This is a genomic window from Streptomyces sp. NPDC031100 (genome assembly GCF_055570785.1).
In genome coordinates, this window is the sequence record NZ_JBVIGN010000002.1 from 671446 (window position 1) to 696034 (window position 24589).

A 24589-nucleotide genomic window follows, 5' to 3' on the forward strand; every position below is an offset into this window, starting at 1 on the left:
CCTGCCTTACGCTGGCCGGTGTGCTGCGCGATGTGACTGCCGTTCGATACGTGACCCCCCTGAGGTCCGGCGGCTCCGTCCCCGGAGTCGTCGAGGCCGACGACCTCGGCACCTACGTCGTGAAGTTCACCGGCTCGGCCCAGGGCCACAAGGCGCTGGTCGCCGAGGTGATCGTCGGCGAACTCGCCCGCGCGCTCGGCCTGCGCTTCCCCGAACTGGTCCTCGTCCACTTCGACCCGGCCATCGCCGCGGACGAGCCGCACCAGGAGGTGCGCGAGCTGCACGGCGCCAGCGCGGGCGTCAACCTGGGGATGGACTATCTGCCGGGCGCTGCCGACTTCACCCCGGAGATCGCGAAGATCTTCCCCGTGGACCCCCTGGAGGCGGGCAGGATCGTCTGGCTCGACGCCCTGACCGTCAACGTGGACCGTACGGTGCACAGCTCGAACCTGATGGTCTGGCCGACGTTCGGCACCGCGCCCCCGCGCCTGTGGCTCATCGACCACGGCGCCGCCCTCGTCTTCCACCACCGCTGGGACACCACGACCCCCGGCAAGAAGTACGACTTCCGCCACCACGCCCTCGGCCACTACGCCCCCGACGTCCGGGCCGCCGACGCCGACCTGGCCCCCCGGCTCACCGAGGAGCTGCTGCGGGCCGTCGTCGCCGAGGTGCCGGACCCCTGGCTGGCCGAGGACGCCGGTTTCGCCACGCCCGACGACGTCCGTGCCGCCTATGTCGACTACCTCCTCGCGCGCGTACGGCTGTCGAGGGAGTGGCTGCCCACCGATTTCCCGAGCCGCGAGGAACTCGCGGCCGAGGAGGCCGCCCGTGCGGCCAAGACGCAAGCGGGCCGCCCGGCCTGGCTCAAGCAGGTCCCCGACCTGCACGGCAAGCCGGCGGCGGACAGGGATTGGTCGGTGCACCTGGGATGAGGCACTTCGGATGAGCCATCGCGTCCAGATCGAGTACTGCACCCAGTGCCGGTGGCTGCCCCGCGCGGCCTGGCTGGCGCAGGAGCTGCTCACCACCTTCGAGACCGAGCTGACCGAGCTGTCGCTCAAGCCCGGCACCGGCGGTGTCTTCGTCGTCCGGGTGAACGACGAGGTCGTCTGGGACCGCCGCGAACAGGGCTTCCCGGAGCCCACGGCCGTCAAGCAGGCCGTACGCGACCGAGTGGCCCCGGGAAAGTCCCTGGGCCACTCGGACAAGCCTGCGTGACCGTCAGCCCTTGAGCTGCTCGTACGCCGGCAGGGTCAGGAAGTCGGCGTAGTCGTCGTCGAGGGACACCTGGAGCAGCAGGTCGTGGGCCTCCTGCCAGTGGCCGGCCGCGAAGGCCTCCTCGCCGATCTCCTTGCGGATGGCGTCCAGTTCCTCGGCGGCGACCTTGCGGGCCAGCTCGGGGGTGGCCTTGTCGCCGTTCTCGAACTCGACGCCCGCGTTGATCCACTGCCAGATCTGGGAGCGGGAGATCTCGGCGGTGGCCGCGTCCTCCATCAGGTTGAAGATGGCGACCGCGCCGAGGCCCTGCAGCCAGGCCTCGATGTACCGGATGCCGACCTGGACGGCGTTGACGAGACCGTGGTACGTCGGCTTCGCCTCCAGCGAGTCGATGGCGATCAGGTCGGCCGCCTCGACGTGGACGTCCTCGCGCAGGCGGTCCTTCTGGTTCGGCTTGTCGCCGAGGACCCGGTCGAAGGACTCCATGGCGATCGGGACCAGGTCCGGGTGGGCGACCCAGGAGCCGTCGAAGCCGTCGTTCGCCTCGCGGTCCTTGTCGGCGCGGACCTTCTCGAAGGCCACCTTGTTGACCTCGGGGTCCTTGCGGGAGGGGATGAAGGCCGCCATGCCGCCGATGGCGTGCGCACCGCGCTTGTGGCAGGTGCGGACGAGGAGTTCGGTGTACGCCCGCATGAACGGGGCCGTCATCGTCACGGCGTTGCGGTCCGGCAGCACGAACTTCGTCCCGCCGTCGCGGAAGTTCTTCACGATGGAGAACAGGAAGTCCCAGCGGCCGGCGTTCAACCCGGCGGCGTGGTCGCGGAGTTCGTAGAGAATCTCCTCCATCTCGTACGCCGCCGTGATCGTCTCGATCAGGACGGTCGCGCGGATGGTGCCCTGGGGGATGCCGACGTAGTCCTGCGCGAAGACGAAGACGTCGTTCCAGAGGCGGGCCTCGAGGTGCGACTCGGTCTTGGGCAGGTAGAAGTACGGGCCCTTGCCGAGGTCCAGCAGGCGCTGGGCGTTGTGGAAGAAGTACAGGCCGAAGTCGACGAAGGCGCCGGGGACGGCCTTGCCGTCGGCGTCGACGAGGTGGCGCTCGCTCAGGTGCCAGCCGCGCGGGCGCATGACGACCGTCGCGAGCTCCTCGTTCGGGCGCAGCGCGTACGACTTCCCGGACCTCGGGTCGGTGAAGTCGATGTTCCGGGTGTAGGCGTCGATCAGGTTGATCTGGCCGAGGACCACGTTCTCCCAGGTGGGCGCGGAGGCGTCCTCGAAGTCGGCGAGCCAGACCTTCGCGCCCGAGTTGAGCGCGTTGATGGTCATCTTGCGGTCGGTGGGGCCGGTGATCTCGACGCGCCGGTCGTTCAGCGCGGCCGGGGCCGGGGCGACCTTCCAGGAGTCGTCCGCGCGGACGGCGGCCGTCTCCGGGAGGAAGTCGAGCGTGGAGGTGCGGGCGATCTCGGCGCGGCGCTCGGCCCGGCGGGCGAGGAGTTCGTCACGGCGCGGGGTGAACCGCTGGTGCAGCTCCGCCACGAAGGCGAGCGCCGCGTCGGTGAGGACCTCCTCCTGCCGGGGCAGGGGCTCGGCGTCGACGATGGCCAGCGGGGACGGCGCTGGTGCGGACATGAGCTGTCACTTCCTTCAGCGGTGGCACCGGGTGCCAAGTGGCACGAATAGGGCAGTCAGCGTCCGCTGTGCGGTCAGACGCTTCTGAGCAGTGGATAGTAGTTTCCTCATTGTGGAACTTCAATGGTTTGTTGATGTCGAGATTCTCTGAGTCGAGGCAAGGTGGCGCCCAGTGCCACCCCGTTCACTCAAGGTGGCTCAGGTCGGCCTCGGTGTCGATGTCATAGGGCTCGGCCACGTCCGCGCACTCCACGAGCCGGATCTCCGCCGCGTGGTCCTTCAGGTAGGCGCGTGCCCCGCGGTCGCCGGTGGCGGTCGCCGCGATGCCCGCCCAGTGGGCCGCGCCGAACAGGACCGGGTGCCCGCGCTCGCCGTCGTAGGCGGCCGAGACCAGCGAGCCGTCGCCCTCGTACGCGCCGAGTACCCGCGCGACCGCCTCCGGCCCGATGCCGGGCTGGTCGACCAGGCTCACCAGGGCCGCGCGCAGGCCCGTACCGGCGAGCGAGTCGAGCCCGGCGCGCAGGGAGGAGCCCATGCCCTCGGCCCAGTCGGGGTTGTCCACGACGACGCAGCCGGTGAGGTCGGCGCGGACGCGGACACTGTCCGACCGCGCCCCGAGTACGACGTGGATCCGGCCGCACCCGGCCGCGCGCAGCACCCCGACCGCGTGCTCGACCAGGGGGCGCCCCCGGTGTTCCAGCAGCGCCTTGGGCCGCCCGCCGAGCCGTCTGCCGCCGCCGGCCGCGAGCAGCAGCCCGGCGATCTCCTCACGATGGTCCCGCTTGTCCGTCATACGTCCTGCATACCTGACGCGGGCCGCCGAGGCCGGTTCCCTTGGGCTGAATTTCGGTCCGTGCTGTGGCGCTGCCGGACGGCGTGGCGTTTACTGACCCGCGCACGACGGGGTGCGGGAGGGGGAGGGCTGTGTTGCGGAGCTTGGGGCAGAGGCCAGTGACCGGCGGCGACGAGGACCAGAGGGTGGCGGAACTGCGGACCGCGGTCTCCCGGCTGCGCCGCGAACTCGCCGCGCTCCCGTCGGAGTTCCCCGACCGGGACATAGCCGAGGACGAACTGGCGACCCTCGCCGCGATGGCCGCCGGCGGCATACCGGAGATCCTCCGACTGCGCAGGTCCCTCTTACTGATCGCAGGCGCGATCGGCTCGGTGAGCGCGCTGGCGCGGGGGTTGTCGGGGGTCAGGGAGGCGGTGGACCTGTTCGGTGAACCACCGAGGCGTTAGAAGCGCCGGGCACGTGGTGCAACCCAAGGGGCGCGGGGCTGTGTCGGTGTGCGGCTCCGCCGCGCGGGCGCGACAGGCCGCAACGCACCCGCAGCCGCAGACGGCCCGCAGCCTCTCTCTCAGGCGCCCGAACTCGCCAGCGCCTCGGAAAGCTCAGCGGCGATCCCCTGCAACACCGGCACGATCTTCTCCGTCGCCGCCTCGGTCACCCGCCCCGCAGGCCCGGAAATAGAGATCGCAGCCGCCGTGGGGGAGTCGGGTACGGACACCGCGAGACAGCGAACGCCGATCTCCTGCTCGTTGTCGTCCACGGCATACCCCGACCGCCGCACATCCTCCAGCGCCGCCAGGAACCCCTCCGGCGTCGTGATGGTCTTCTCCGTCGCGGCCGGCATCCCCGTACGGGACAGCAGCGCCCGCACCTCCTCGTCCGGCACGCTCGCCAGCAGCGCCTTGCCCACCCCGGTCGAGTGCGGCAGCACCCGTCGGCCCACCTCGGTGAACATCCGCATCGAGTGCTTGGACGGCACCTGCGCCACGTACACGATCTCGTCGCCGTCCAGCAGCGCCATGTTCGCCGTCTCACCGGTCTCCTCGACCAGCCGCGCGAGATAGGGGCGTGCCCAGGTGCCGAGCAGCCGGGAGGCGGACTCGCCGAGGCGGATCAGCCGCGGGCCGAGCGCGTACCGGCGGTTCGGCTGCTGGCGTACGTAGCCGCAGGCCACGAGGGTGCGCATCAGCCGGTGGATGGTGGGCAGCGGCAGCCCGCTGCTCGCGGACAGCTCGCTCAGGCCGACCTCGCCGCCCGCGTCCGCCATCCGCTCGAGCAGATCGAAGGCACGCTCCAGGGACTGGACCCCGCCGCTGGCGGAGGACTTCGCGGAGTCGGTGGTGCTGGCGCTGGACGTCGGCACGGCGCGTTCCTTTCGGGGCTGGCAAGAAGGGCAGAAGCCTACCCGGCAGTCGGTTGACTCCCTGCTTGTGCGTAGCTACGTTCTGCCTGCTGGAATTCTAATTCCGCCTTGTGGAAACGTCCAGAGTAGACGCCCGAGGAGTGCTGTCCGGAAGTGTGCCCCTTGACGGCGGGGTGGCGGGAGTGAAGACTCCTTCAACAGAACGTTGAATTCCGTTACGTGGGTGTAAATCCCGTTTCCTGGAAGCGAACGGCCAGAGAGAGGGGTTCGGGTGTCCGACGCTGAACTGGTGCTGCGCTCGACGCGCGTCATCACTCCGGAAGGGACGCGGGCCGCCACGGTCACCGTGTCCGCCGGCAAGATCACGGCCGTCCTGCCGTACGACGCCGAGGTCCCGGCCTCCGCACGCCTGGAGGACTTCGGCGACCACGTCCTGCTGCCCGGCCTCGTCGACACCCACGTGCACGTCAACGACCCGGGCCGCACCGAGTGGGAGGGCTTCTGGACCGCCACGCGCGCGGCGGCGGCCGGCGGCATCACCACGCTCGTCGACATGCCCCTCAACTCCCTCCCGCCGACCACCACGGTCGAGAACCTGCGGGTGAAGCAGAAGGTGGCCGCCGACAAGGCGCACATCGACGTCGGCTTCTGGGGCGGCGCCCTGCCCGACAACACCAAGGACCTGCGCCCGCTGCACGACGCCGGGGTCTTCGGCTTCAAGGCGTTCCTGTCGCCGTCGGGCGTGGACGAGTTCCCGCACCTCGACCAGGAGCAGCTCGCCCGGTCCCTGGCGGAGATCGCCGGCTTCGACGGCCTGCTGATCGTGCACGCCGAGGACCCGCACCACCTGGCCGCCGCCCCGCAGCACGGCGGCCCCAGGTACGCCGACTTCCTCGCCTCGCGCCCGCGTGACGCCGAGGACACGGCCATCGCGAACCTCGTCGCGCAGGCGAAGCGGCTCCACGCGCGCGTGCACGTCCTGCACCTGTCGTCGAGCGACGCGCTGCCGCTGATCGCCGCCGCCAAGGCCGAGGGCGTCCGCATCACCGTCGAGACCTGCCCGCACTACCTCACCCTGACCGCCGAGGAAGTCCCCGACGGCGCCAGCGAGTTCAAGTGCTGCCCGCCCATCCGCGAGGCGGCCAACCAGGACCTGCTGTGGCAGGCGCTGGCCGACGGCACCATCGACTGTGTCGTCACCGACCACTCGCCCTCCACGGCCGACCTGAAGACCGACGACTTCGCCACCGCCTGGGGCGGCATCTCCGGACTCCAGCTCAGCCTGTCGGCCGTGTGGACCGAGGCGCGCAAGCGCGGCCATGGCCTGGAGGACGTCGTCCGCTGGATGTCCACGCGGACGGCCGCCCTGGTCGGACTGCGCGACAAGGGGGCCATCGAGGCCGGCCGCGACGCCGACTTCGCCGTCCTGGCCCCCGACGAGACCTTCACCGTCGACCCGGCCGGCCTCCAGCACCGCAACCGGGTCACCGCGTACGCCGGCAGGACCCTGTACGGCGTCGTGAAGTCCACCTGGCTGCGCGGCGAGCGCATCGTCGCGGACGGCGAGTTCACCGACCCGAAGGGCACCCTGCTCAGCCGCCCCCAGTGACCCCACGCCCCCCGCACCCGCACCCGCCGACTCCCGAAAGGAACCCCTGATCACCGTGACGGCGATACCCAGCTTCACCGGCGACGCGAACCCCTACGGAGGAGGCGACCCGTACGCGGACTACCGCACCGCCGACTTCCTCTTCACCCAGTACGCCAACCTCGCCGACCGTCAGCTCGGTGCCGGGGTCATCGCCGCCAACGACGAGTTCTTCGCCCAGCGCGAGAACCTGCTGGTGCCCGAGCCGGCCGAGTTCGACCCCGAGCACTTCGGCCACAAGGGCAAGATCATGGACGGCTGGGAGACCCGCCGCCGGCGCGGCGCCTCCGCCGAGCACCCCTGGCCGACGGCCGAGGACCACGACTGGGCGCTGGTCCGCCTCGGCGCGCCCGGCGTGATCCGCGGGATCGTGGTCGACACCGCCCACTTCCGCGGCAACTACCCGCAGGCGGTGTCGGTCGAGGGCACGTCGGTGCCGGGCTCCCCGTCCCCCGAGGAGCTGCTGGGCGACGACGTGAAGTGGACGACGCTGGTCCCGCGCACGCCGGTCGGCGGCCACGCGGCCAACGGCTTCGAGGTCTCCGTCGAGCAGCGCTTCACGCACCTGCGGGTCAACCAGCACCCCGACGGCGGCATCGCGCGCCTGCGCGTGTACGGCGAGGTCGTACCCGACCCCGAGTGGCTGTCGGTCCTCGGCACCTTCGACGTGGTCGCGCTGGAGCACGGCGGGCAGGTCGAGGACGCCTCCAACCTCTTCTACTCCCCGGCCACCAACACCATCCAGCCCGGCCGCTCCCGCAAGATGGACGACGGCTGGGAGACCCGTCGCCGCCGCGACCAGGGCAACGACTGGATCAGCTACCGGCTGGCCGCCCAGTCCCAGATCCGCGCGATCGAGATCGACACGGCCTACCTGAAGGGCAACAGCGCGGGGTGGGCGTCCGTCTCGGTCAAGGACGGCGAGTCCGGCGACTGGGTCGAGATCCTCCCGCGCACCCGCCTGCAGCCCGACACCAACCACCGCTTCGTCCTCCCGGCCCCGGCCGTCGGCACGCACGCGCGCGTGGACATCTTCCCGGACGGCGGCATCTCCCGCCTCCGCCTGTACGGCTCCCTGACCGACCAGGGCGCGACCGCCCTCTCCGCCCGCCACCAGGAGCTGGGCGGCCAGTAAACCCCCACGCGCGCGTGGGGCGCACCGGCCTGGACAGCACTGGTGCGCCCCACGTGTCCCTTTGCAGCGGGCATGGCCCTGGGGGCTCAGGCCGCGTGCCCGCCGTCCACGGCGAACTCGGCGCCCGTGACATACGCGGCCTCCGGCCCCGCCAGGTACGCCACCATGGACGCCACCTCATCGGCCGTCCCGAACCGCCCCAGCGCCGTCATCCCCGCCTGGGCGGCCGCATACGGCCCGTCCGCCGGGTTCATGTCCGTGTCCGTCGGCCCCGGATGGACGATGTTCGCGGTGATCCCACGCTCCCCCAGCTCCCGCGCGAGCGCCTTCGTCAGCCCCACCAGCGCCGCCTTGCTCGTCGCGTACAGCGTCCCGCCCGGCCCCGGCACCCGCTGCGTCATGCACGTGCCGATCGTGACGATCCGCCCGCCGGCCGGCATCCGCGCGGCCGCCGCCCGGGAGGCCAGGAACACCCCGCGCACGTTCACCGCGAGGACCCGGTCGACGTCCTCCAGCGTGAGCGTGTGCAGCGGGCCCAGCACACCCACGCCCACGTTGTTCACCAGCACGTCGAGCCCGCCGTACACCGCCGCCGTACGCTCCACCGCGCCCGCCGCCTCCCCGGCGTCCGCCGAGTCGGCGCGCAGGGCCACCGCCCGACGCCCGAGCGCCTCCACGGCCCGTACGACCTCCGCGGCCGCTTCCTTGCCGTGCACGTAGGTCACCGCGACGTCCGCACCCGCGCGCGCGAGCCGCACCGCGACCGCCGCGCCGATGCCCCGGCTGCCGCCGGTCACCAGGGCCACCTTGCCGTTCAGAGTTCCATGAGCTGTCATGCCTCCATCCCAGCGGCCACCGGGGCCGTCCGCTGGCGGCGAACGGACACCGAATCCGGTCGCCCCCGGAACTCTTCGCTCCACCTCCGGCGTTCTCCCCGCGTGACCCTTCAGCAAGAGATCGTCGGCAACGCCATGCAGATGGCGGTCGTCAACCTGCACCCCGGCCAGACCGTGTACTGCGAGGCGGGGAAGTTCCTGTTCAAGACGACGAACGTGACCATGGAGACACGGCTGTCCGGCCCGTCGGGTGCCGGGGACCGGCAGCAGAGCGGCTCGGGCGGCGGCATGGGCGGCATGCTGCGCCAGGCCATGGGCACCGCCATGCAGGTCGGCCAGCGCATGCTGGCCGGCGAGTCGCTGGCGTTCCAGTACTTCACCGCCCAGGGCGGCGAGGGCACGGTCGGCTTCGCGGGCGTGCTGCCCGGCGAGATGCGCGCCCTGGAACTGGACGGCACGCGCGCGTGGTTCGCCGAGAAGGACGCCTTCGTGGCCGCCGAGTCCAGCGTCGAGTTCGGCATCGCCTTCCAGGGCGGTCGTACGGGCATGAGCGGCGGCGAGGGCTTCATCCTGGAGAAGTTCACCGGGTACGGCACGGTGATCATCGCGGGCGCGGGCAACTTCATCGACCTCAACCCGGCGGACTTCGGCGGCCGCATCGAGGTGGACACGGGCTGCGTCGTCGCCTTCGAGGAGGGCATCCAGTACGGCGTCCAGCGCGTCGGCGGCCTCAACCGGCAGGGCATCATGAACGCGGTCTTCGGCGGTGAGGGCCTGTCCCTGGCCACCCTGGAGGGCAACGGCCGGGTGATCCTGCAGTCCCTCACCATCGAGAGCCTCGCTGGCGCCCTGAAGAAGGCCCAGGGCGGCGACAAGCAGGGCCCGACCGGCGGACTGTTCTCGACGCACGCGGGCTGAACCGATGAGTTGCAGGGGCGGGCGGGGTCTGAGCTGATGACAACGGACCCCGCACCCGGAAGAAGGCACCCGCCATGGGCAAGCTCGTCTCCACCATCTTCGTCACCCTCGACGGCGTCTACCAGGCGCCCGGCGGCCCTCAGGAGGACACCAGCGGCGGCTTCGACCAGGGCGGCTGGAGTTTTCCGTACGGCGACGACGACTTCGGCCGGTTCGTCACCGAGGTCTTCGACCGCGTGGGCGCCTTCCTGCTCGGCCGCCGGACGTACGACATCTTCGCCTCCTACTGGCCGAAGATGACCGACCCGGCCGACCCGATCGCGTCCAAGCTGAACGCCCTCCCGAAGTACGTCGTCTCGTCCACGCTGACGGCCCCGGAGTGGTCCGGCACCACCGTGGTGAGCGGTGACCTCGCCAAGGAGGTCGCGGCCCTCAAGGAGCGCACGGACGGCGAACTCCAGATCCACGGCAGCGGCGCCCTGGTCCGCTCCCTGCTGGACCTGCAGCTGATCGACACCCTCCATGTGCTGACCTTCCCGGTCGTCCTCGGCGCCGGCCGCCGCCTGTTCGTGGAGGGCGCGGTCCCCACCCGCTTCCGGCACACCGGCGGGCGCGTCACCGGCTCGGGCGTCTCCATCCAGTCGTACGACCTGCTGGGCGCCCCGGAGTACGGGTCCTACGAACTTCCCGAGAACGCCTAGAGGGGGTGCAGGGCGGCAGGTTAACTTCCCGAAAACTCATCGGACTTGAAGGGAAAATCTTCAACTTTGACGTTGACATGCCAACGTCTACGCGCGTCATCATGGGGCCCATGAGATTCCCCCCACGCGCAACTCGTACCGGCGCTGCAGCCGCCCTTCTGTCCGCGCTTCTCGTCGGCGGCACCGTCTCCGCCACCACGGCGGACGCCGCTGCCGCCTCCGTCGGCAGCATCTGCTACGGCGACCTGCCGTCGCAGGCGTACGACACCCTGAAGCTGATCGACCAGGGCGGTCCCTTCCCGTACTCGCAGGACGGCACCGTCTTCTCGAACCGTGAAGGCGTCCTGCCCAAGCACTCGTCCGGCTACTACCACGAGTACACGGTGAAGACCCCCGGCTCCTCCACGCGCGGTGCCCGGCGCATCGTGACCGGTGAGGAGTACCAGGAGGACTACTACACCGCGGACCACTACGCCACGTTCGACCTGATCGACTTCGGCTGCTGAGCCGGTCGGCAGGTCCTGAGGGAACAGCGCGACCGATGTGACACACAGGCCTCGCCCCGCGGCCGTCCCCCCACCAGGGGCCGCGGGCGGGGCAGCAGCACGGAACCACAGCAGGCCGACACGGCCGTTCCACCACGGATGCCCCGGGTTCAGCGGAACCCGGGGCATCCCGCCGTCGGGTCCACCGCGGCGCCGGGCAGGCGGGCCCCTCGCAACAGGTCCTAGCCGGACTTCCGGCTCTCCGCGGCCGCGAACAGCGCGACGGCGAGGACCACGAGCGCCACGCTCGCGTAGACCTCGTGGCCGTGGAGGAAGCCGAGCCGTTGGACGAGCCCCACATGCCAGTGGGTGAACTCGTGCACCAGGCCCAGCACACCCTGCACCAGGGCGATGAATCCGAGAACTTCCAGCAGCTTTTTCACGCTACGACCCTCGCCCTGCGTCTTCTCCCGGCGCATCGGCCGCAGGGCGAGTACCGTCCGCCGAAAGGCTGCGCCTCCGCCCGGCCCGAGCGCCGAAAGTCCACCGCGGTGCGACTTTGGTCGACGTTCCCGCGTACGGGGCTGTCGCGGCGGCCGAGGCTGCGTAGATTTGTCGACTGTGAGTGGTGAGCAGCCGGCGCGAGCGCCGCACGAGTTCGCGGGCCGCCGATGGCTGTTCCCGTCCGCCGTGATCCATGGGCTGGACCCGGACGCCGAGACATCCGGCGCGCGGCCGCGACGCACCGCGCGCGACTGGGTCGTCGACTTCTCCTGCTTCCTGCTGGCCGTCCTCCTCGGCCTGGCGGCCGCCGCCGCGCTCCCCAAGGAACACGGCCTCCAGCCCTCCGTTGCCGTCCTCGACCAGGCGCTGGGCGCCCTGGCCTGCGCGGCGGTCTGGCTGCGGCGCCGGTGGCCGGTCGGACTGGCCGTCGCGATGGTCCCGGTCGGATTCCTGTCCAACACCGCGGGCGGCGCGGCCATGGTCGCCCTGTTCACCCTCGCCGTGCACCGGCCCTTCCGGTACGTGGCCTGGATCGGCGGCATCGACCTCGTGCTGGTCCCGCTGTTCTACTGGCTGCGGCCCGACCCCGAGCTGCCCTACGCCGGGATCGTCGCCTTCACCGTGCTGCTCACCGTTTCCGTCATCGGCTGGGGCATGTTCGTCCGCTCCAAGCGGCAGCTCATGCTGAGCCTGCGCGACCGGGCCCGGCGCGCGGAGACCGAGGCGCGGCTGCGCGCCGAGCAGGCGCAGCGGCTCGCCCGTGAGGCGATCGCCCGCGAGATGCACGACGTGCTCGCGCACCGGCTCACCCTGCTCAGCGTGCACGCCGGTGCCCTGGAGTTCCGGCCGGACGCGCCCCGGGAGGAGGTCGCGCGGGCTGCGGGGGTCATCCGGGAGAGCGCCCACGAGGCGCTGCAGGACCTGCGGGAGATCATCGGCGTGCTGCGGGCGGGGGACCCCGACGGCACGGCCGACGGCGACGGCGGGGCCGGGGGCCGCCCGCAGCCGACGCTGGCCGCGCTGGACGCCCTGGTCACCGAGAGCCGCGAAGCGGGCATGAAGGTCACCCTCGACCACCGTGTCGCCGACCCGGCCGCCGTTCCCGCCTCGGTCGGCCGCACCGCGTACCGCATCGCCCAGGAGGCGCTGACCAACGCCCGCAAACACGCCCCCGGCACCGAGGTCACCGTCCGGGTCGAGGGCGGCCCCGGGGCCGGCCTGACGATCACGGTCCGCAACCCCGCCCCCGCATCCGACGTCCCGCCCGTCCCCGGCTCCGGGCAGGGCCTGATCGGCCTGACCGAACGCGCCACCCTGGCCGGCGGCCGCCTGGAGCACGGGGCCACGGCGGACGGCGGGTTCGAGGTGCGGGGGTGGCTGCCGTGGGGCGGGAGCTGAGCGATCACGCCGGAAGCGCGGGCGACCCCTCCCGTGGCCGACGGCCGCCCGCCGACCGGCCCGCACATGATTACGTAAGCCCCATGACTGCGACTCCGATCAGACTCCTCCTCGTCGACGACGACCCCCTGGTGCGCGCCGGACTCGCGCTGATGATGGGCGGGGCCGGGGACATCGAGATCGTCGGGGAGGCCGCCGACGGGGCCGAGGCCGAGGACGCGGTGGAGCGGACCCGGCCGGACGTGGTGCTCATGGACATCCGGATGCCGTCGGTGGACGGGCTCACGGCCACCGAGCGGCTGCGGGCGCGGGCGGACGCGCCGGAGGTCGTGGTGCTCACCACCTTCCACGCCGACGAGCAGGTGCTGCACGCCCTGCGCGCGGGTGCCGCCGGCTTCGTGCTCAAGGACACCGCGCCCGCAGAGATCGTCGACGCGGTGCGCCGGGTCGCGGCCGGGGAGCCGGTGCTGTCGCCCGCCGTCACCCGCCAGCTGATGCGGCACGCGGCCGGCACCGCCGCCGACTCCCGGCAGGCACGCGCGCGTGAGCGGCTCGCCGCGCTCAACGACCGCGAGCGGGAGGTCGCCGTGGCCGTCGGCCGGGGCCTGGCCAACGCCCGGATCGCCGCCGAACTCTTCATGAGCGTGGCCACCGTCAAGACCCATGTCTCCCGCATCCTCGCCAAGCTCGATCTCAACAACCGGGTCCAGATCGCCCTGCTGGCGTATGACGCGGGGCTCCTCGACGAGGACGGGCACTAAGCGGGCACCCCGCGCGTTGTCCCAGCACCGGGAGGTGCCCGGCGAGCCTCGGGGGAGTCCGGAAGGGGAGCGATGGACAGGCAACAGGTGGTCGATCTGGGGGAGTTCGGGGACGCGCTGCGTCTGGATCCCCATCCGGTGTACGCCTGCCTGCGCGACCAGGGCCCCGTGCACCGTGTGCGGCTGCCGGGATCGGACGAGAACGACGAGACCTGGCTGATCGTGGGGTACGAAGAGGCGCGCGCGGCCCTCGCCGACCCCCGGCTCGCCAAGGACGGCTCCAAGATCGGCGCGACCTTCCTGGACGAGGAGCTGATCGGCAAGCACCTCCTGGCCACCGACCCGCCCCAGCACACCCGCCTGCGCGGCCTCGTCACCCGCGCGTTCACGATGCGCCGGGTGGAGCAGCTGCGCCCGCGGATCCAGCAGATCACCGACGACCTGCTCGACGAGATGCTGCAGCGCGGCCGCGCGGACCTCATCGAGTCGCTCGCCTTCCCGCTGCCCATCACCGTCATCTGCGAACTCCTCGGAGTCCCGGACATGGACCGCGCGGAGTTCCGGAAGCTGTCCACCGAGGTGGTCGCACCGACCAGTTCGCAGACGGAGTACGACGCGGTCGTCCGCCTCGCCGAGTACCTCACCGGGCTGATCGAGGACAAGCGCCGCTCCGGCCCCACCGACGACCTGCTCAGCGACCTGATCCGCACCACCGCCGACGACGGCGACCGGCTCTCCCCGCAGGAACTGCGCGGCATGGCCTACCTGCTGCTCATCGCCGGCCACGAGACCACCGTCAACCTCATCGGCAACGGTGTTCTCGCCCTCCTCACCCACCCCGACCAACTCGCCGCCCTGCGCGCCGACATGAGCCTTCTGGACGGCGCCGTCGAGGAGATGCTGCGCTACGAGGGCCCGGTGGAGAGCGCCACGTTCCGGTACGCCGCGGAGCCTCTGGAGATCGCCGGCACGCCCATCGAGCAGGGCGACCACGTGGTGGTCGGCCTCACCGCGGCCGCGCGCGACGGCGACCGCTACCCCGACCCGCACCGCTTCGACATCCGCCGCGACACCCGCGGCCACCTCGCCTTCGGCCACGGCATCCACTACTGCCTGGGCGCGCCGCTGGCCCGCCTGGAGGGCCGTATCGCCGTCGGCACCCTCCTGGAGCGCGCCCCCGGCCTCGCCCTCGACGGCTCCCCGGGCGAGTGGCTGCCGGGCCTGCTGATGAGAGGGGTGCGCAGCCTTCCGGTGCGCTGGTGAGCAGCCGTCGAGGCTGGGGCCCGCCCTCCGGGCGGACGACGGGAACGGCCGGACAAGCCCTACTCGTGCGACAGCCGCCCCCGGTCCGGGACCTCCGCCAACCGTACGGGGCGGCGCTCCCGCCGGGACACCTCGCAGGCCTCGGCGATCCGCAGCGCCTGGAGGGCCTCGCCGCCGTCGCACGGGTTGGGCCGCTCCCCGAGCAGCACCTCCACGAAGGCGCACAGCTCGGCCTCGTAGGCGGGTCCGAACCGCTCCAGGAAGCCGCTCCACGGCTTGTCGGCCGGTGGCGGCCCGGTCGGTTCCGTGGACGCGACGGGCGTGCGGTCGTCGAGGCCTACGACGACCGTGTCCAGCTCTCCGGCCAGCTCCATGCGGACGTCGTAGCCCGCGCCGTTCAGCCGGGTCGCCGTCGCCGTGGCCAGGGTGCCGTCGTCCAGCGTGAGCAGGGCCGCACCGGTGTCGACGTCACCGGCCTCGCGGAACATCGCGGGTCCGCCGTCCGAGCCGGTCGCGTACACGTCGACCACCTCACGGCCCGTCACCCAGCGCAGCACGTCGAAGTCGTGGATCAGCGTGTCCCGGAACAGCCCGCCGGACAGCGGCAGCCACTCCGGCGGGGGAGGGGACTGGTCGGAGGTGGTCGCCCGTACGGTGTGCAGCCGTCCGAGCCGGCCCGAGCGGACCGCCTCCCGGGCGCCCGCGTAGCCCGCGTCGAAGCGCCGCTGGAAGCCCATCTGCAGCACCGTGCCGGCCGCCTCCACCTCGGCGAGCGCCAGCAGCGTGCCCGGCACGTCCAGGGCGATCGGCTTCTCGCAGAAGACCGGCAGTCCCGAGCGCGCTGCCCGACCGATCAGTTCGGCGTGGGCCGCCGTCGCCGTGGTGATGACCACCGCGTCCACGCCCCACCGGAAGATCTCGTCCACCCCGGGCGCCGCCGTCTCGCCCAGCCGGAGTGCCAGCTCCTGCGCCCGCTCCGGATCCGCGTCCGTCAGGATCAGCGATCCGACGTCACGGTGGCGGCTCAGAGTGTTCGCATGAATGGTGCCGATGCGGCCCGTACCGATGACCCCGATGCGCATGAGAACAAAGTGAGGGCGGACCCCGCACGCTGTCAATGCCAATGTCCGAACAACTGGACAATCTGACTACACAACTTCCCGTCAACCGACCACGCGGCTACGCTCGGCCCCGTGCCCAAACCAGATGTGGACCCGACCGTGTCGCTCGACCTGCGTGTGGACCGTAGTTCCCCGGTGCCGCTGTACTTCCAGCTGTCCCAGCAGCTGGAGGCCGCCATCGAACACGGCAGCCTCACCCCCGGCAGCCTGCTGGGCAACGAGATCGAGCTGGCCGCCCGGCTCGGCCTGTCCCGGCCCACCGTCCGCCAGGCCATCCAGTCCCTCGTCGACAAGGGCCTGCTGGTCCGCCGCCGGGGCGTGGGCACCCAGGTCGTGCACAGCCAGGTCAAGCGCCCCCTGGAGCTGAGCAGCCTCTACGACGACCTGGAGGCGGCCGGCCAGCGGCCCGCGACCAAGGTCCTGGTCAACACGGTGGTCCCGGCCTCCGCCGAGGTCGCCGCCGCGCTCGCGGTCGCCGAGGGCGGCGACGTCCACCGCATCGAGCGCCTGCGCCTCGCGCACGGCGAGCCGATGGCCTACCTGATCAACTTCCTGCCGCCCGGCCTGCTCGACCTGGACACCGACCAGCTGGAGGCCACCGGCCTGTACCGGCTGATGCGCTCCGCCGGGATCACCCTGCACAGCGCCCGCCAGTCCATCGGCGCCCGCGCCGCCACCGCCGCCGAGGCCGAGCGGCTCGCCGAGGCCGAGGGCGCCCCGCTGCTCACCATGCAGCGCACCACCTTCGACGACACCGGGCGCGCGGTCGAGTTCGGCGACCACACCTACCGCCCGACCCGCTACTCCTTCGAGTTCCAGCTGCTCGTCCGCAGCTGATCGACCGCCCGACTTCGTCGCAATGTCCGGACAATGCGACCGGCGAGCCATCCCCGGTCATGTCATGGGTGTTCCCCGTGTTCGATACTGGAGCGTTTGGGGCCGCTGAGATTGATCACCGGCCCCTTGCGTACGTACGAACACGGCAAGAAGGGCACGGCCTCGTGGCACGCTTTCGGACCTGGGTAGGCATCGCGCTCGCAGGGGCACTCTCGGTGTCCCTCGCGGGCTGCAGCAGCACCGGCGGCAAACGGGCCGAGGACGCCCGCAAGGCCGCCGCAGCCCAGGGCAGGGCGGCGGTGAACACCCCCCGCTGGACCTTCGCGATGATCACCCACTCCGGGGACGGCGACACCTTCTGGGACATCGTGCAGAGCGGCGCCAAGCAGGCCGCCGTCAAGGACAACATCAACTTCCTGTACTCGCACGACGACGAGGCCCAGCAGCAGGCCCAGCTGGTGGACGCGGCGGTCGACAAGAAGGTCGACGGCATCATCGTCACCCTCGCCAAGCCCGACGCCCTCGAGGCCGCGGTGGCCCGCGCCGAGAAGGCCGGCATCCCGGTGATCACGGTGAACTCCGGCTCCGAGGAGTCCAAGGCGTTCGGCGCCCTCACCCACATCGGCCAGGACGAGACCGTCGCCGGCGAGGCCGTGGGCGAGGAGCTGAACAAGCGCGGCAGGAAGAAGGCCCTGTGCATCCTGCACGAACAGGGCAACGTCGGCCATGAGCAGCGCTGCGACGGGGTCGGGAAGACCTTCCGCGGCACGGTGCAGAAGTTGTACGTCAACGGCACCAACATGCCCGACGTGCAGTCCGCGATCGAGGCCAAGCTCCAGGCGGACAAGTCCGTCGACGCCGTCGTCACCCTGGGCGCCCCCTACGCCGACACCGCCGTGAAGGCGAAGACCGACGCGGGCAGCAAGGCCGAGGTCGACACCTTCGACCTCAACGCCAAGGTCGCCGCCGGACTGAAGGACGGCACCCTCGGCTTCGCCGTGGACCAGCAGCCGTACCTGCAGGGCTACCAGGCCGTCGACCTGCTGTGGCTGTACAAGTACAACAGCGACGTCCTCGGCGGCGGCCGGCCGGTCCTCACCGGCCCGCAGATCGTCACCAAGGACCAGGCGGCCGCGCTGGCGGAATACACCGAGCGGGGCACCCGATGACCGCCACCACGGAACAGACGGAACAGGCCGAACGGACGGAACGGGCGGCTGACGAAAGGATTCTGCAGACCTCGCCGCTGCGGAAGCTGCTCTCCCGCCCCGAGCTGGGCTCGGTCGTCGGCGCACTCGCCGTCTTCGCCGTCTTCGCCTGTGCGGCCGACGGCTTCCTGCGGGCTTCCAGCCTCAGCACGGTCCTGTACGCCTCCTCGACCATCGGCATCATGGCCGTACCCGTGGCCCTGCTGATGATCGGCGGCGAGTTCGACCTGTCGGCAGGCGTCCTGGTGACGTCGTCCGCGCTGATCTCCTCGATGTTCAGCTACCAGATGACGGCGAACACCTGGGTCGGCGTAGGAGTGTCCCTCCTGGTCACCCTCGCGATCGGCGCCTTCAACGGCTTCGTGCTCACCCGCACCAGGCTGCCCAGCTTCATCGTCACGCTGGGCACCTTCCTGATGCTGACCGGCATGAACCTCGGCTTCACCAAGCTGATCGACGGCACGGTCTCCACCAAGACCATCGCCGACATGGAGGGCTTCCCGAGCGCCCACGCCGTGTTCGCCTCGACCCTCACCCTCGGCGGCGTCGATTTCAAGGTCACCATCCTGTGGTGGCTCGGCCTCGTCGTCCTCGCCTCCTGGATCCTGCTGCGCACCCGCGCCGGCAACTGGATCTTCGCGGTCGGCGGCAACCAGGACGCGGCCCGCGCCGTCGGCGTCCCGGTCGCCAAGACCAAGATCGGCCTCTATACGGGCGTGGCGTTCGGCGCCTGGATCTCCGGCCAGCACCTGCTCTACTCCTTCGACGCCGTCCAGTCCGGCGAAGGCGTCGGCAACGAGCTGATCTACATCATCGCGGCCGTCATCGGCGGCTGCCTGATCACCGGCGGCTACGGCAGCGCGATCGGCTCGGCGGTCGGCGCGCTCCTGTTCGGCATGACCAGCAAGGGCATCGTCTTCGCCGAGTGGAACCCCGACTGGTTCAAGTTCTTCCTCGGAGCGATGCTGCTCCTCGCGACCCTGCTCAACCTCTGGGTCCGCAAGCGCGCGGAGGCCAACAAGTGACTCTCGTCGAGCTGACCGACGTCAGCAAGCACTACGGCACCGTACGCGCCCTGGAAGGTGTCTCGCTGGAGGTCCACCCTGGCGAGATCACCTGCGTCCTCGGCGACAACGGAGCCGGTAAGTCCACCCTGATCAAGATCGTCGCGGGCCTGCACCAGCACGACGGCGGCACCCTGAGCATCGAGGGTGAGGAGACGACCCTCGCCTCCCCGCGGGAGGCCCTGGACCGCGGTATCGCCACGGTCTACCAGGACCTGGCGGTGGTCCCCCTCATGCCGGTGTGGCGCAACTTCTTCCTCGGCTCCGAGCCCCGCAAGGGCAAGGGACCGTTCAGGCGCCTGGACATCGACCTCATGCGCGAGACGACCCGGGCCGAACTCCTCCGCATGGGCATCGACCTCCGCGACGTCGACCAGCCCATCGGCACCCTCTCGGGCGGCGAACGCCAGTGCGTGGCGATCGCCAGGGCGGTCTACTTCGGCGCCAAGGTCCTGGTCCTGGACGAGCCGACGGCGGCACTGGGGGTGAAGCAATCCGGTGTGGTGCTCAAATATGTGGCGGCGGCACGCGACAACGGCCTGGGCGTCGTCTTGATCACCCACAACCCGCATCACGCATACCTGGTGGGCGACCGCTTCGTACTCCTGAGGCGCGGCACAATGGTGGGCAATTACACACGGGGCGACATAACGCTGGACGAGCTGACCCAGCAGATGGCCGGCGGGTCCGACCTGGACGCCCTGCGCCACGAACTGCAACGGGGTTGAGGGGCGCGGGGCTGTGCCGATGTGCGGCTCCGCCGCGTGGGCGCGACAAGCCATGACGCACGCCGCACCCGGCACAGATCGCGCACCCCCACCCCCGCCCCGCACAGCACCCACCCCCACGGTGAGGCAGAATCGACCAACGATGAGCACCTACCGCGACCTCACCGCCCCCATCGGCTCCCGCCGAGCCCCCGTGCTCCGAACGGTCGGCACCAGGGAACGCCGGTCACATCTGACGGCCCCCCGTGTGCCCACCGTCGGCATCGACATCGGCGGCACCAAGGTCATGGCAGGCGTGGTCGACGCGGACGGCAACATCCTCGAGAAGCTCCGCGCGGAAACCCCGGACAAGTCCAAGAGCCCCAAGGTCGTCGAAGACACCATCGTCGAACTGGTCCTGGACCTGTCCGACCGCCACGACGTGCACGCGGTCGGCATCGGCGCCGCCGGCTGGGTCGACGCCGACCGCAACCGCGTCCTGTTCGCGCCCCATCTGTCCTGGCGCAACGAACCGCTGCGGGACCGCCTCGCCGGCCGCCTGTCCGTACCGGTCCTCGTGGACAACGACGCCAACACCGCCGCCTGGGCGGAGTGGCGCTTCGGCGCCGGCCGCGGCGAGGACCACCTGGTCATGATCACGCTCGGCACCGGCATCGGGGGCGCCATCCTGGAGGACGGCCAGGTCAAGCGCGGCAAGTACGGCGTCGCGGGTGAGTTCGGCCATATGCAGGTCGTTCCCGGCGGTCACCGCTGCCCGTGCGGCAACCGCGGCTGCTGGGAGCAGTACAGCTCCGGCAACGCGCTCGTCCGCGAGGCCAAGGAACTGGCCGCGGCGGACTCCCCGGTGGCCTACGGGATCATCGAGCACGTCAAGGGCAACATCGACGACATCACCGGCCCGATGATCACCGAGCTGGCCCGCGAGGGCGACGCCATGTGCGTGGAGCTGCTCCAGGACATCGGCCAGTGGCTCGGCGTCGGCATCGCCAACCTCGCCGCCGCCCTCGACCCTTCGTGCTTCGTCATCGGCGGCGGGGTCTCGGCCGCCGACGACCTGCTCATCGGCCCGGCCCGGGACGCCTTCAAGCGCCACCTCACCGGCCGCGGCTACCGCCCCGAGGCCCGCATCACCCGCGCCCAGCTCGGCCCCGAGGCCGGCATGGTGGGCGCCGCCGACCTGGCCCGGCTGGTCGCCCGCCGGTTCCGGCGCGCCAAGCGGCGCCGGGTGGAGCGCTACGAGCGCTACGAGCGGTACGCCCAGGCCCGTCGCGACCGGGACACCGCATGAGCGCGTCGCTGCCCCATCAGGCCACGCCCCCGGACGAACCGCGCAAACCGGCCGAGAACTCGCGACACAAGGCCAAGCGACGGGCGCTGACCCTGCTGATCATCGTGCTGCTCATCGGCGTCCCCGCGGGCTACCTGGTGATCTCCGCCAACCAGAGTCGCAACAGCGGCAAGGACAAGGAGGCGAAGTACTCGGCCACCGGCCTCACCGCAGGCATGCCGTCGAAGGTGCAGCGCCGCCTCTACCAGGTGGCGGTCCCGCACCCCGCCGACCACGTCGCCTACTACGAGACCAACAACTGGAAGACCAGCCGCCTGTACGTGCAGTTCCGCACCAACAGCGCAGGCCTGGACAGCTTCCTGGGGACCCTGGGCGCACGCCGGGACGAGCTGAAGAAGGACGACATCACCATCGGCGCGCGCGACCAGAAGATCTCCGGCTGGAACTTCACCGGTCCCGGCCCCTGGTCGGGTCTGACCCGCAGGCAGAAGAACCCGGCGCCCACCCAGGACGTGGTCGTGAACATGTCCGACCCGAACTATCCGATGGTGTACGTCGTCTCCCGCACGGTCCCGTAGGAGGGGGCCCCGGCCGGTCGCCGGAGCCGATTGTCAGACCCCGCCCGTAGAGTCGGAGACGTCTGATCCGAGGCATGGGCGGGAGGTGGCAGGACGTATGAGCGGCGGCACGGCTGCGGTGGCAGAGCGCACGGGAGGTTCCCGGGATCCCGGGAACCCGTTTCCGGTGCGCCTCGCGTCCGTGTACCTGCCCGCGCCCCTGCCGCGCGAGGGCCGTATCGCCTTCTGGGACCCCGAGGGCGGCCCGCTGCCCGACACCGGCGGCACCGACGAGCTGACCGTCGTACGACACCACGGAGCGAGCGTGCGCCGCCGGCAGGTGCCCGCGCTGACCCTGTCGCTCGCCGAGGCCCTGCCGCTGCTGGTCCGGGCCCGCCGCGACCCGGCCGCCCACCCGGCCACGGCCTGCTGGGGCGCCGCCGCCCTGCACGCGCTGCGGCTGGTCGCCCGCGGCCGCCTGCTGCCCGGCCTGACCCCGAGCGGCCACGACGCCTGGCGGGCCGGCCCGCTGGAACCCGACGACATCGCCCACCTGCGCGCGGTGGCCGCGGCCCTGCCGCCGGAGGGCCACGCGGTGCCGCTGCCCGACCCCGGCCCGCTCCGGCTGCCCGAGCCCGAGGCCCTGATCCGCTCCTTCCTGGACGCGGTCGCCGACACCCTGCCCCGCACCCCGGCCGCCCCCCACACCGCCGGCCGCCCCTTCGCCGCCCGCGAACCCCAGGCGCTGCCCGCCGCCCACGACTGGGCGGCGGAGGTCGCCGCCGGCATGGACGCGGGCGTACGGATCTCGCTGCGCCTGGACCTGTCCGCCTACGACGTCTTCGACGCCGGTGCCGTCGAAGGCGCCCGCGCCGCGGGCGCGGCCATCGTCCAGGTGCACAGCCTCGCCGACCCGACCCTGGTGGCCGACGCGGCGGCCCTGTGGGCGGGGGAGGCCGACGCGGCCCTCGGGCCACGCGCGCGGGTGGACGCCGCCCTCGCCGTCCGGCGCGCGGCCCGCGTGTGGCCGCCCCTGGACCGGCTCGCCGAGCAGGAGGTCCCCGACGTCCTCGCGCTCTCCGAGGAGGAGCTGGGCGAGCTGCTCGGCGTGGCGGCCTCCCGGCTCGCCGCCGCCGGGGTGGCCGTGCACTGGCCCCGGGACCTGGCCCGCGACCTCAGCGCCACCGCCGTGGTCCGGCCCGCGCCCGGCTCGGCCACCGACGGCACCGGCTTCTTCGAGAGCGAGGACCTGCTCCAGTTCCGCTGGCAGCTCGCGCTCGGCGGGGACCCGCTCAGCGAGGCCGAGATGGACGCGCTCGCCGAGGCCCACCGGCCGGTGGTACGGCTGCGGGACCGCTGGGTGCTGGTCGACCCGGCGCTGGTCCGCAAGGCCCGCAAGCGCGAACTGGGCCTGCTCGACCCGGTCGACGCGCTGTCCGTCGCCCTCACCGGCACCGCCGAGGTCGACGGCGAGACCGTCGAGGCCGTCCCCGTCGGCGCGCTGGCCGCCCTGCGCGACCGCCTCACGGCGGGCCTGCGCCCGGCCGAGCCCCCCGCCGGCCTCGCCGCCACCCTCCGCGACTACCAGCTGCGCGGCCTGGCCTGGCTCGACCTCATGACCTCCCTCGGCCTCGGCGGCTGCCTCGCCGACGACATGGGCCTCGGCAAGACGATCACGCTCATCGCCCTGCACCTGAAGCGGGCCCGCACCGAGGCGACCCTCGTGGTCTGTCCCGCGTCCCTGCTGGGCAACTGGCAGCGGGAGATCACCCGGTTCGCGCCCGGCGTCCCAGTCCGCCGCTTCCACGGACCCGACCGCACCCTGGAGGGCCTGGCCGGCGGCTTCGTCCTCACCACGTACGGCACGATGCGCTCCACGGCCGCGCAGCTCGCCGAGCAGCCCTGGGGCATGGTCGTGGCCGACGAGGCCCAGCACGTGAAGAACCCGTACTCCGCGACCGCCAAGGCACTGCGCACCGTCCCGGCCCCCGCCCGCGTGGCCCTCACCGGCACCCCGGTGGAGAACAACCTCTCCGAACTGTGGGCCCTGCTCGACTGGACGACGCCCGGCCTCCTCGGCCCCCTGAAGTCCTTCCGCGCCCGGCACGCGCGCGCGGTGGAGAACGGTGAGGACGAGGAGTCGGTGGAGCGCCTGGCCCGTCTGGTACGCCCGTTCCTGCTGCGCCGCAAGAAGTCCGACCCCGGCATCGTCCCCGAGCTGCCGCCCAAGACCGAGACGGACCACCCGGTACCGCTCACCCGGGAACAGGCCGCGCTGTACGAGGCGGTGGTGCGCGAGTCGATGCTGGCCATCGAGACCGCGGAGGGCATCGCCCGCCGGGGCCTGGTCCTGAAGCTGCTCGGCGCCCTGAAGCAGATCTGCGACCACCCGGCCCTGTACCTGAAGGAGGACACGCACCCCGGGCGCCTGCCGGCTCGCTCCAGCAAACTCGCCCTCTTGGACGAGCTGTTGGACACCGTGCTCGCCGAGGACGGCTCGGCTCTCGTCTTCACGCAGTACGTCGGCATGGCCCGCCTCATCACCGCCCACCTGTCCGCGCGTGCGGTCCCCGTGGACCTGCTGCACGGCGGCACGCCGGTGGCCGAGCGCGAGCGCATGGTCGACCGTTTCCAGGACGGCGAGACCCCGGTCCTCGTGCTCTCCCTCAAGGCCGCCGGCACGGGCCTGAACCTGACCCGCGCCGGCCACGTCGTCCACTTCGACCGCTGGTGGAACCCGGCCGTCGAGGAGCAGGCCACCGACCGTGCCTACCGCATCGGCCAGACCCAGCCCGTCCAGGTCCACCGCCTGGTCACCGAGGGCACGGTCGAGGACCGCATCGCCGAGATGCTGGAGTCCAAGCGCGCCCTGGCCGACGCCATCCTCGGCTCCGGCGAGTCGGCACTGACCGAACTGACGGACCGCGAGCTGTCCGACCTGGTCTCACTGCGGAGGACCTCGTGACGACCGGCGACCAGCGCCCCGGCGACGCCGCCCGACGGGCCCTGCGGGCGGCACGGCAGCGGGCGGAGGCCGAGCGGGCGGAGGCCACGGAGGGGGCGCCCCAGCGTGCGCCCGGGCAGTCCGACTCCGCACGGCCGAGGCCCGCGGACGCCGCACGGGCCGCCCTTCG

At 71.9% G+C, this 24589-nt stretch carries 24 protein-coding genes; 18 read left to right on the top strand and 6 right to left on the bottom strand.

Features of this window, described 5'->3' with window-relative positions:
* The first annotated feature begins 20 nt into the window (after positions 1 to 20).
* Both ACZ5DS_RS07190 and ACZ5DS_RS07195 read left to right on the top strand, forming a co-directional pair.
* Entirely contained in the window at positions 21 to 935 is a 915-nt protein-coding gene (locus ACZ5DS_RS07190) for a HipA family kinase (RefSeq protein WP_468234879.1), read from the top strand.
* 10 nt (positions 936 to 945) lie between these two features.
* Entirely contained in the window at positions 946 to 1221 is a 276-nt protein-coding gene (locus ACZ5DS_RS07195) for an Rdx family protein (protein ID WP_468234880.1), read from the top strand.
* 3 nt (positions 1222 to 1224) lie between these two features.
* Here the strand turns inward: ACZ5DS_RS07195 and aceB are convergent, their stop codons facing one another.
* The gene (aceB, locus tag ACZ5DS_RS07200; protein ID WP_468234882.1) at positions 1225 to 2850 is read right to left on the bottom strand and encodes a malate synthase A; all 1626 of its coding nucleotides are present in this window, start codon (positions 2848 to 2850) and stop codon (positions 1225 to 1227) included.
* A 184-nt stretch (positions 2851 to 3034) separates the two neighbouring features.
* Positions 3035 to 3643 carry a nucleotidyltransferase family protein gene (locus ACZ5DS_RS07205; RefSeq protein ID WP_468234884.1) on the bottom strand — a complete coding sequence of 203 codons (609 nt, stop codon included), beginning with the start codon at positions 3641 to 3643 and terminating at the stop codon, positions 3035 to 3037.
* Between the two features lie 131 nt (positions 3644 to 3774).
* On the opposite strand from ACZ5DS_RS07205, the gene ACZ5DS_RS07210 reads away from it, so the two are divergent.
* Entirely contained in the window at positions 3775 to 4089 is a 315-nt protein-coding gene (locus tag ACZ5DS_RS07210; RefSeq protein WP_468234886.1) for a DUF5955 family protein, read from the top strand.
* Positions 4090 to 4208: 119 nt separating this feature from the next.
* Here ACZ5DS_RS07210 and ACZ5DS_RS07215 read toward each other — a convergent pair whose 3' ends face one another.
* Positions 4209 to 5003 carry an IclR family transcriptional regulator gene (locus tag ACZ5DS_RS07215; protein WP_468234887.1) on the bottom strand — a complete coding sequence of 265 codons (795 nt, stop codon included), beginning with the start codon at positions 5001 to 5003 and terminating at the stop codon, positions 4209 to 4211.
* 271 nt (positions 5004 to 5274) lie between these two features.
* Here ACZ5DS_RS07215 and allB point away from each other — a divergent pair, with 271 nt between their 5' ends.
* Positions 5275 to 6612, top strand: coding sequence for an allantoinase AllB (allB, locus tag ACZ5DS_RS07220; protein WP_468234889.1), 1338 nt, complete (start codon positions 5275 to 5277; stop codon positions 6610 to 6612).
* A gap of 55 nt (positions 6613 to 6667) precedes the next feature.
* Entirely contained in the window at positions 6668 to 7786 is a 1119-nt protein-coding gene (gene alc / locus ACZ5DS_RS07225) for an allantoicase (protein WP_468234890.1), read from the top strand.
* Between the two features lie 86 nt (positions 7787 to 7872).
* On the opposite strand, the gene ACZ5DS_RS07230 is transcribed toward alc, so the two are convergent.
* Positions 7873 to 8622, bottom strand: coding sequence for an SDR family oxidoreductase (locus ACZ5DS_RS07230; RefSeq protein ID WP_468234892.1), 750 nt, complete (start codon positions 8620 to 8622; stop codon positions 7873 to 7875).
* Between the two features lie 102 nt (positions 8623 to 8724).
* Here ACZ5DS_RS07230 and ACZ5DS_RS07235 point away from each other — a divergent pair, with 102 nt between their 5' ends.
* The 3 genes from ACZ5DS_RS07235 (at position 8725) to ACZ5DS_RS07245 (ending at position 10747) form a co-directional block, all read left to right on the top strand.
* On the top strand, positions 8725 to 9540 hold the full coding sequence (locus ACZ5DS_RS07235) for an AIM24 family protein (protein WP_468234893.1): 816 nt from the start codon (positions 8725 to 8727) through the stop codon (positions 9538 to 9540).
* 74 nt (positions 9541 to 9614) lie between these two features.
* Positions 9615 to 10241, top strand: coding sequence for a dihydrofolate reductase family protein (locus ACZ5DS_RS07240; RefSeq protein ID WP_468234894.1), 627 nt, complete (start codon positions 9615 to 9617; stop codon positions 10239 to 10241).
* A gap of 110 nt (positions 10242 to 10351) precedes the next feature.
* Positions 10352 to 10747 (top strand): guanyl-specific ribonuclease, encoded by a 396-nt coding sequence (locus ACZ5DS_RS07245; protein ID WP_468234896.1) that lies wholly within the window; start codon positions 10352 to 10354, stop codon positions 10745 to 10747.
* Positions 10748 to 10968: 221 nt separating this feature from the next.
* Here ACZ5DS_RS07245 and ACZ5DS_RS07250 read toward each other — a convergent pair whose 3' ends face one another.
* Positions 10969 to 11169, bottom strand: a complete 201-nt coding sequence (locus ACZ5DS_RS07250) for a hypothetical protein (RefSeq protein WP_468234897.1) — start codon at positions 11167 to 11169, stop codon at positions 10969 to 10971.
* Positions 11170 to 11347: 178 nt separating this feature from the next.
* Here ACZ5DS_RS07250 and ACZ5DS_RS07255 point away from each other — a divergent pair, with 178 nt between their 5' ends.
* From ACZ5DS_RS07255 to ACZ5DS_RS07265, 3 genes are all read left to right on the top strand, one after another.
* A complete protein-coding gene (locus ACZ5DS_RS07255; RefSeq protein ID WP_468234898.1) occupies positions 11348 to 12628 on the top strand; it encodes a sensor histidine kinase in 1281 nt (426 codons plus the stop codon).
* 83 nt (positions 12629 to 12711) lie between these two features.
* On the top strand, positions 12712 to 13389 hold the full coding sequence (locus ACZ5DS_RS07260; protein ID WP_468234899.1) for a response regulator: 678 nt from the start codon (positions 12712 to 12714) through the stop codon (positions 13387 to 13389).
* 72 nt (positions 13390 to 13461) lie between these two features.
* Positions 13462 to 14652: a cytochrome P450 family protein gene (locus ACZ5DS_RS07265; protein WP_468234900.1), complete on the top strand. Its 1191-nt coding sequence runs from the start codon at positions 13462 to 13464 to the stop codon at positions 14650 to 14652.
* 59 nt (positions 14653 to 14711) lie between these two features.
* On the opposite strand, the gene ACZ5DS_RS07270 is transcribed toward ACZ5DS_RS07265, so the two are convergent.
* Positions 14712 to 15734: a Gfo/Idh/MocA family protein gene (locus ACZ5DS_RS07270; protein ID WP_468234901.1), complete on the bottom strand. Its 1023-nt coding sequence runs from the start codon at positions 15732 to 15734 to the stop codon at positions 14712 to 14714.
* 138 nt (positions 15735 to 15872) lie between these two features.
* On the opposite strand from ACZ5DS_RS07270, the gene ACZ5DS_RS07275 reads away from it, so the two are divergent.
* The 7 genes from ACZ5DS_RS07275 to ACZ5DS_RS07305 all read left to right on the top strand — a co-directional run bounded on the left by ACZ5DS_RS07275 (position 15873) and on the right by ACZ5DS_RS07305 (position 24420).
* On the top strand, positions 15873 to 16610 hold the full coding sequence (locus tag ACZ5DS_RS07275) for a GntR family transcriptional regulator (protein WP_468235115.1): 738 nt from the start codon (positions 15873 to 15875) through the stop codon (positions 16608 to 16610).
* Between the two features lie 164 nt (positions 16611 to 16774).
* Complete coding sequence (locus ACZ5DS_RS07280; protein WP_468234902.1) at positions 16775 to 17779, top strand: sugar ABC transporter substrate-binding protein; 1005 nt, start codon at positions 16775 to 16777, stop codon at positions 17777 to 17779.
* Entirely contained in the window at positions 17776 to 18843 is a 1068-nt protein-coding gene (locus ACZ5DS_RS07285; RefSeq protein ID WP_468234903.1) for an ABC transporter permease, read from the top strand. The genes ACZ5DS_RS07280 and ACZ5DS_RS07285 overlap by 4 nt, the downstream gene beginning before the upstream one ends.
* The gene (locus tag ACZ5DS_RS07290; protein WP_468234904.1) at positions 18840 to 19610 is read left to right on the top strand and encodes an ATP-binding cassette domain-containing protein; all 771 of its coding nucleotides are present in this window, start codon (positions 18840 to 18842) and stop codon (positions 19608 to 19610) included. The genes ACZ5DS_RS07285 and ACZ5DS_RS07290 overlap by 4 nt, the downstream gene beginning before the upstream one ends.
* 142 nt (positions 19611 to 19752) lie before the next feature.
* Positions 19753 to 20898 (top strand): ROK family glucokinase, encoded by a 1146-nt coding sequence (locus ACZ5DS_RS07295; RefSeq protein ID WP_389170956.1) that lies wholly within the window; start codon positions 19753 to 19755, stop codon positions 20896 to 20898.
* The gene (locus tag ACZ5DS_RS07300) at positions 20895 to 21476 is read left to right on the top strand and encodes a sugar kinase (RefSeq protein WP_468234906.1); all 582 of its coding nucleotides are present in this window, start codon (positions 20895 to 20897) and stop codon (positions 21474 to 21476) included. Before ACZ5DS_RS07295 ends, ACZ5DS_RS07300 begins: the two co-directional genes overlap by 4 nt.
* A 97-nt stretch (positions 21477 to 21573) precedes the next feature.
* Positions 21574 to 24420, top strand: a complete 2847-nt coding sequence (locus ACZ5DS_RS07305; protein ID WP_468234907.1) for a DEAD/DEAH box helicase — start codon at positions 21574 to 21576, stop codon at positions 24418 to 24420.
* Positions 24421 to 24589: the final 169 nt, after the last annotated feature.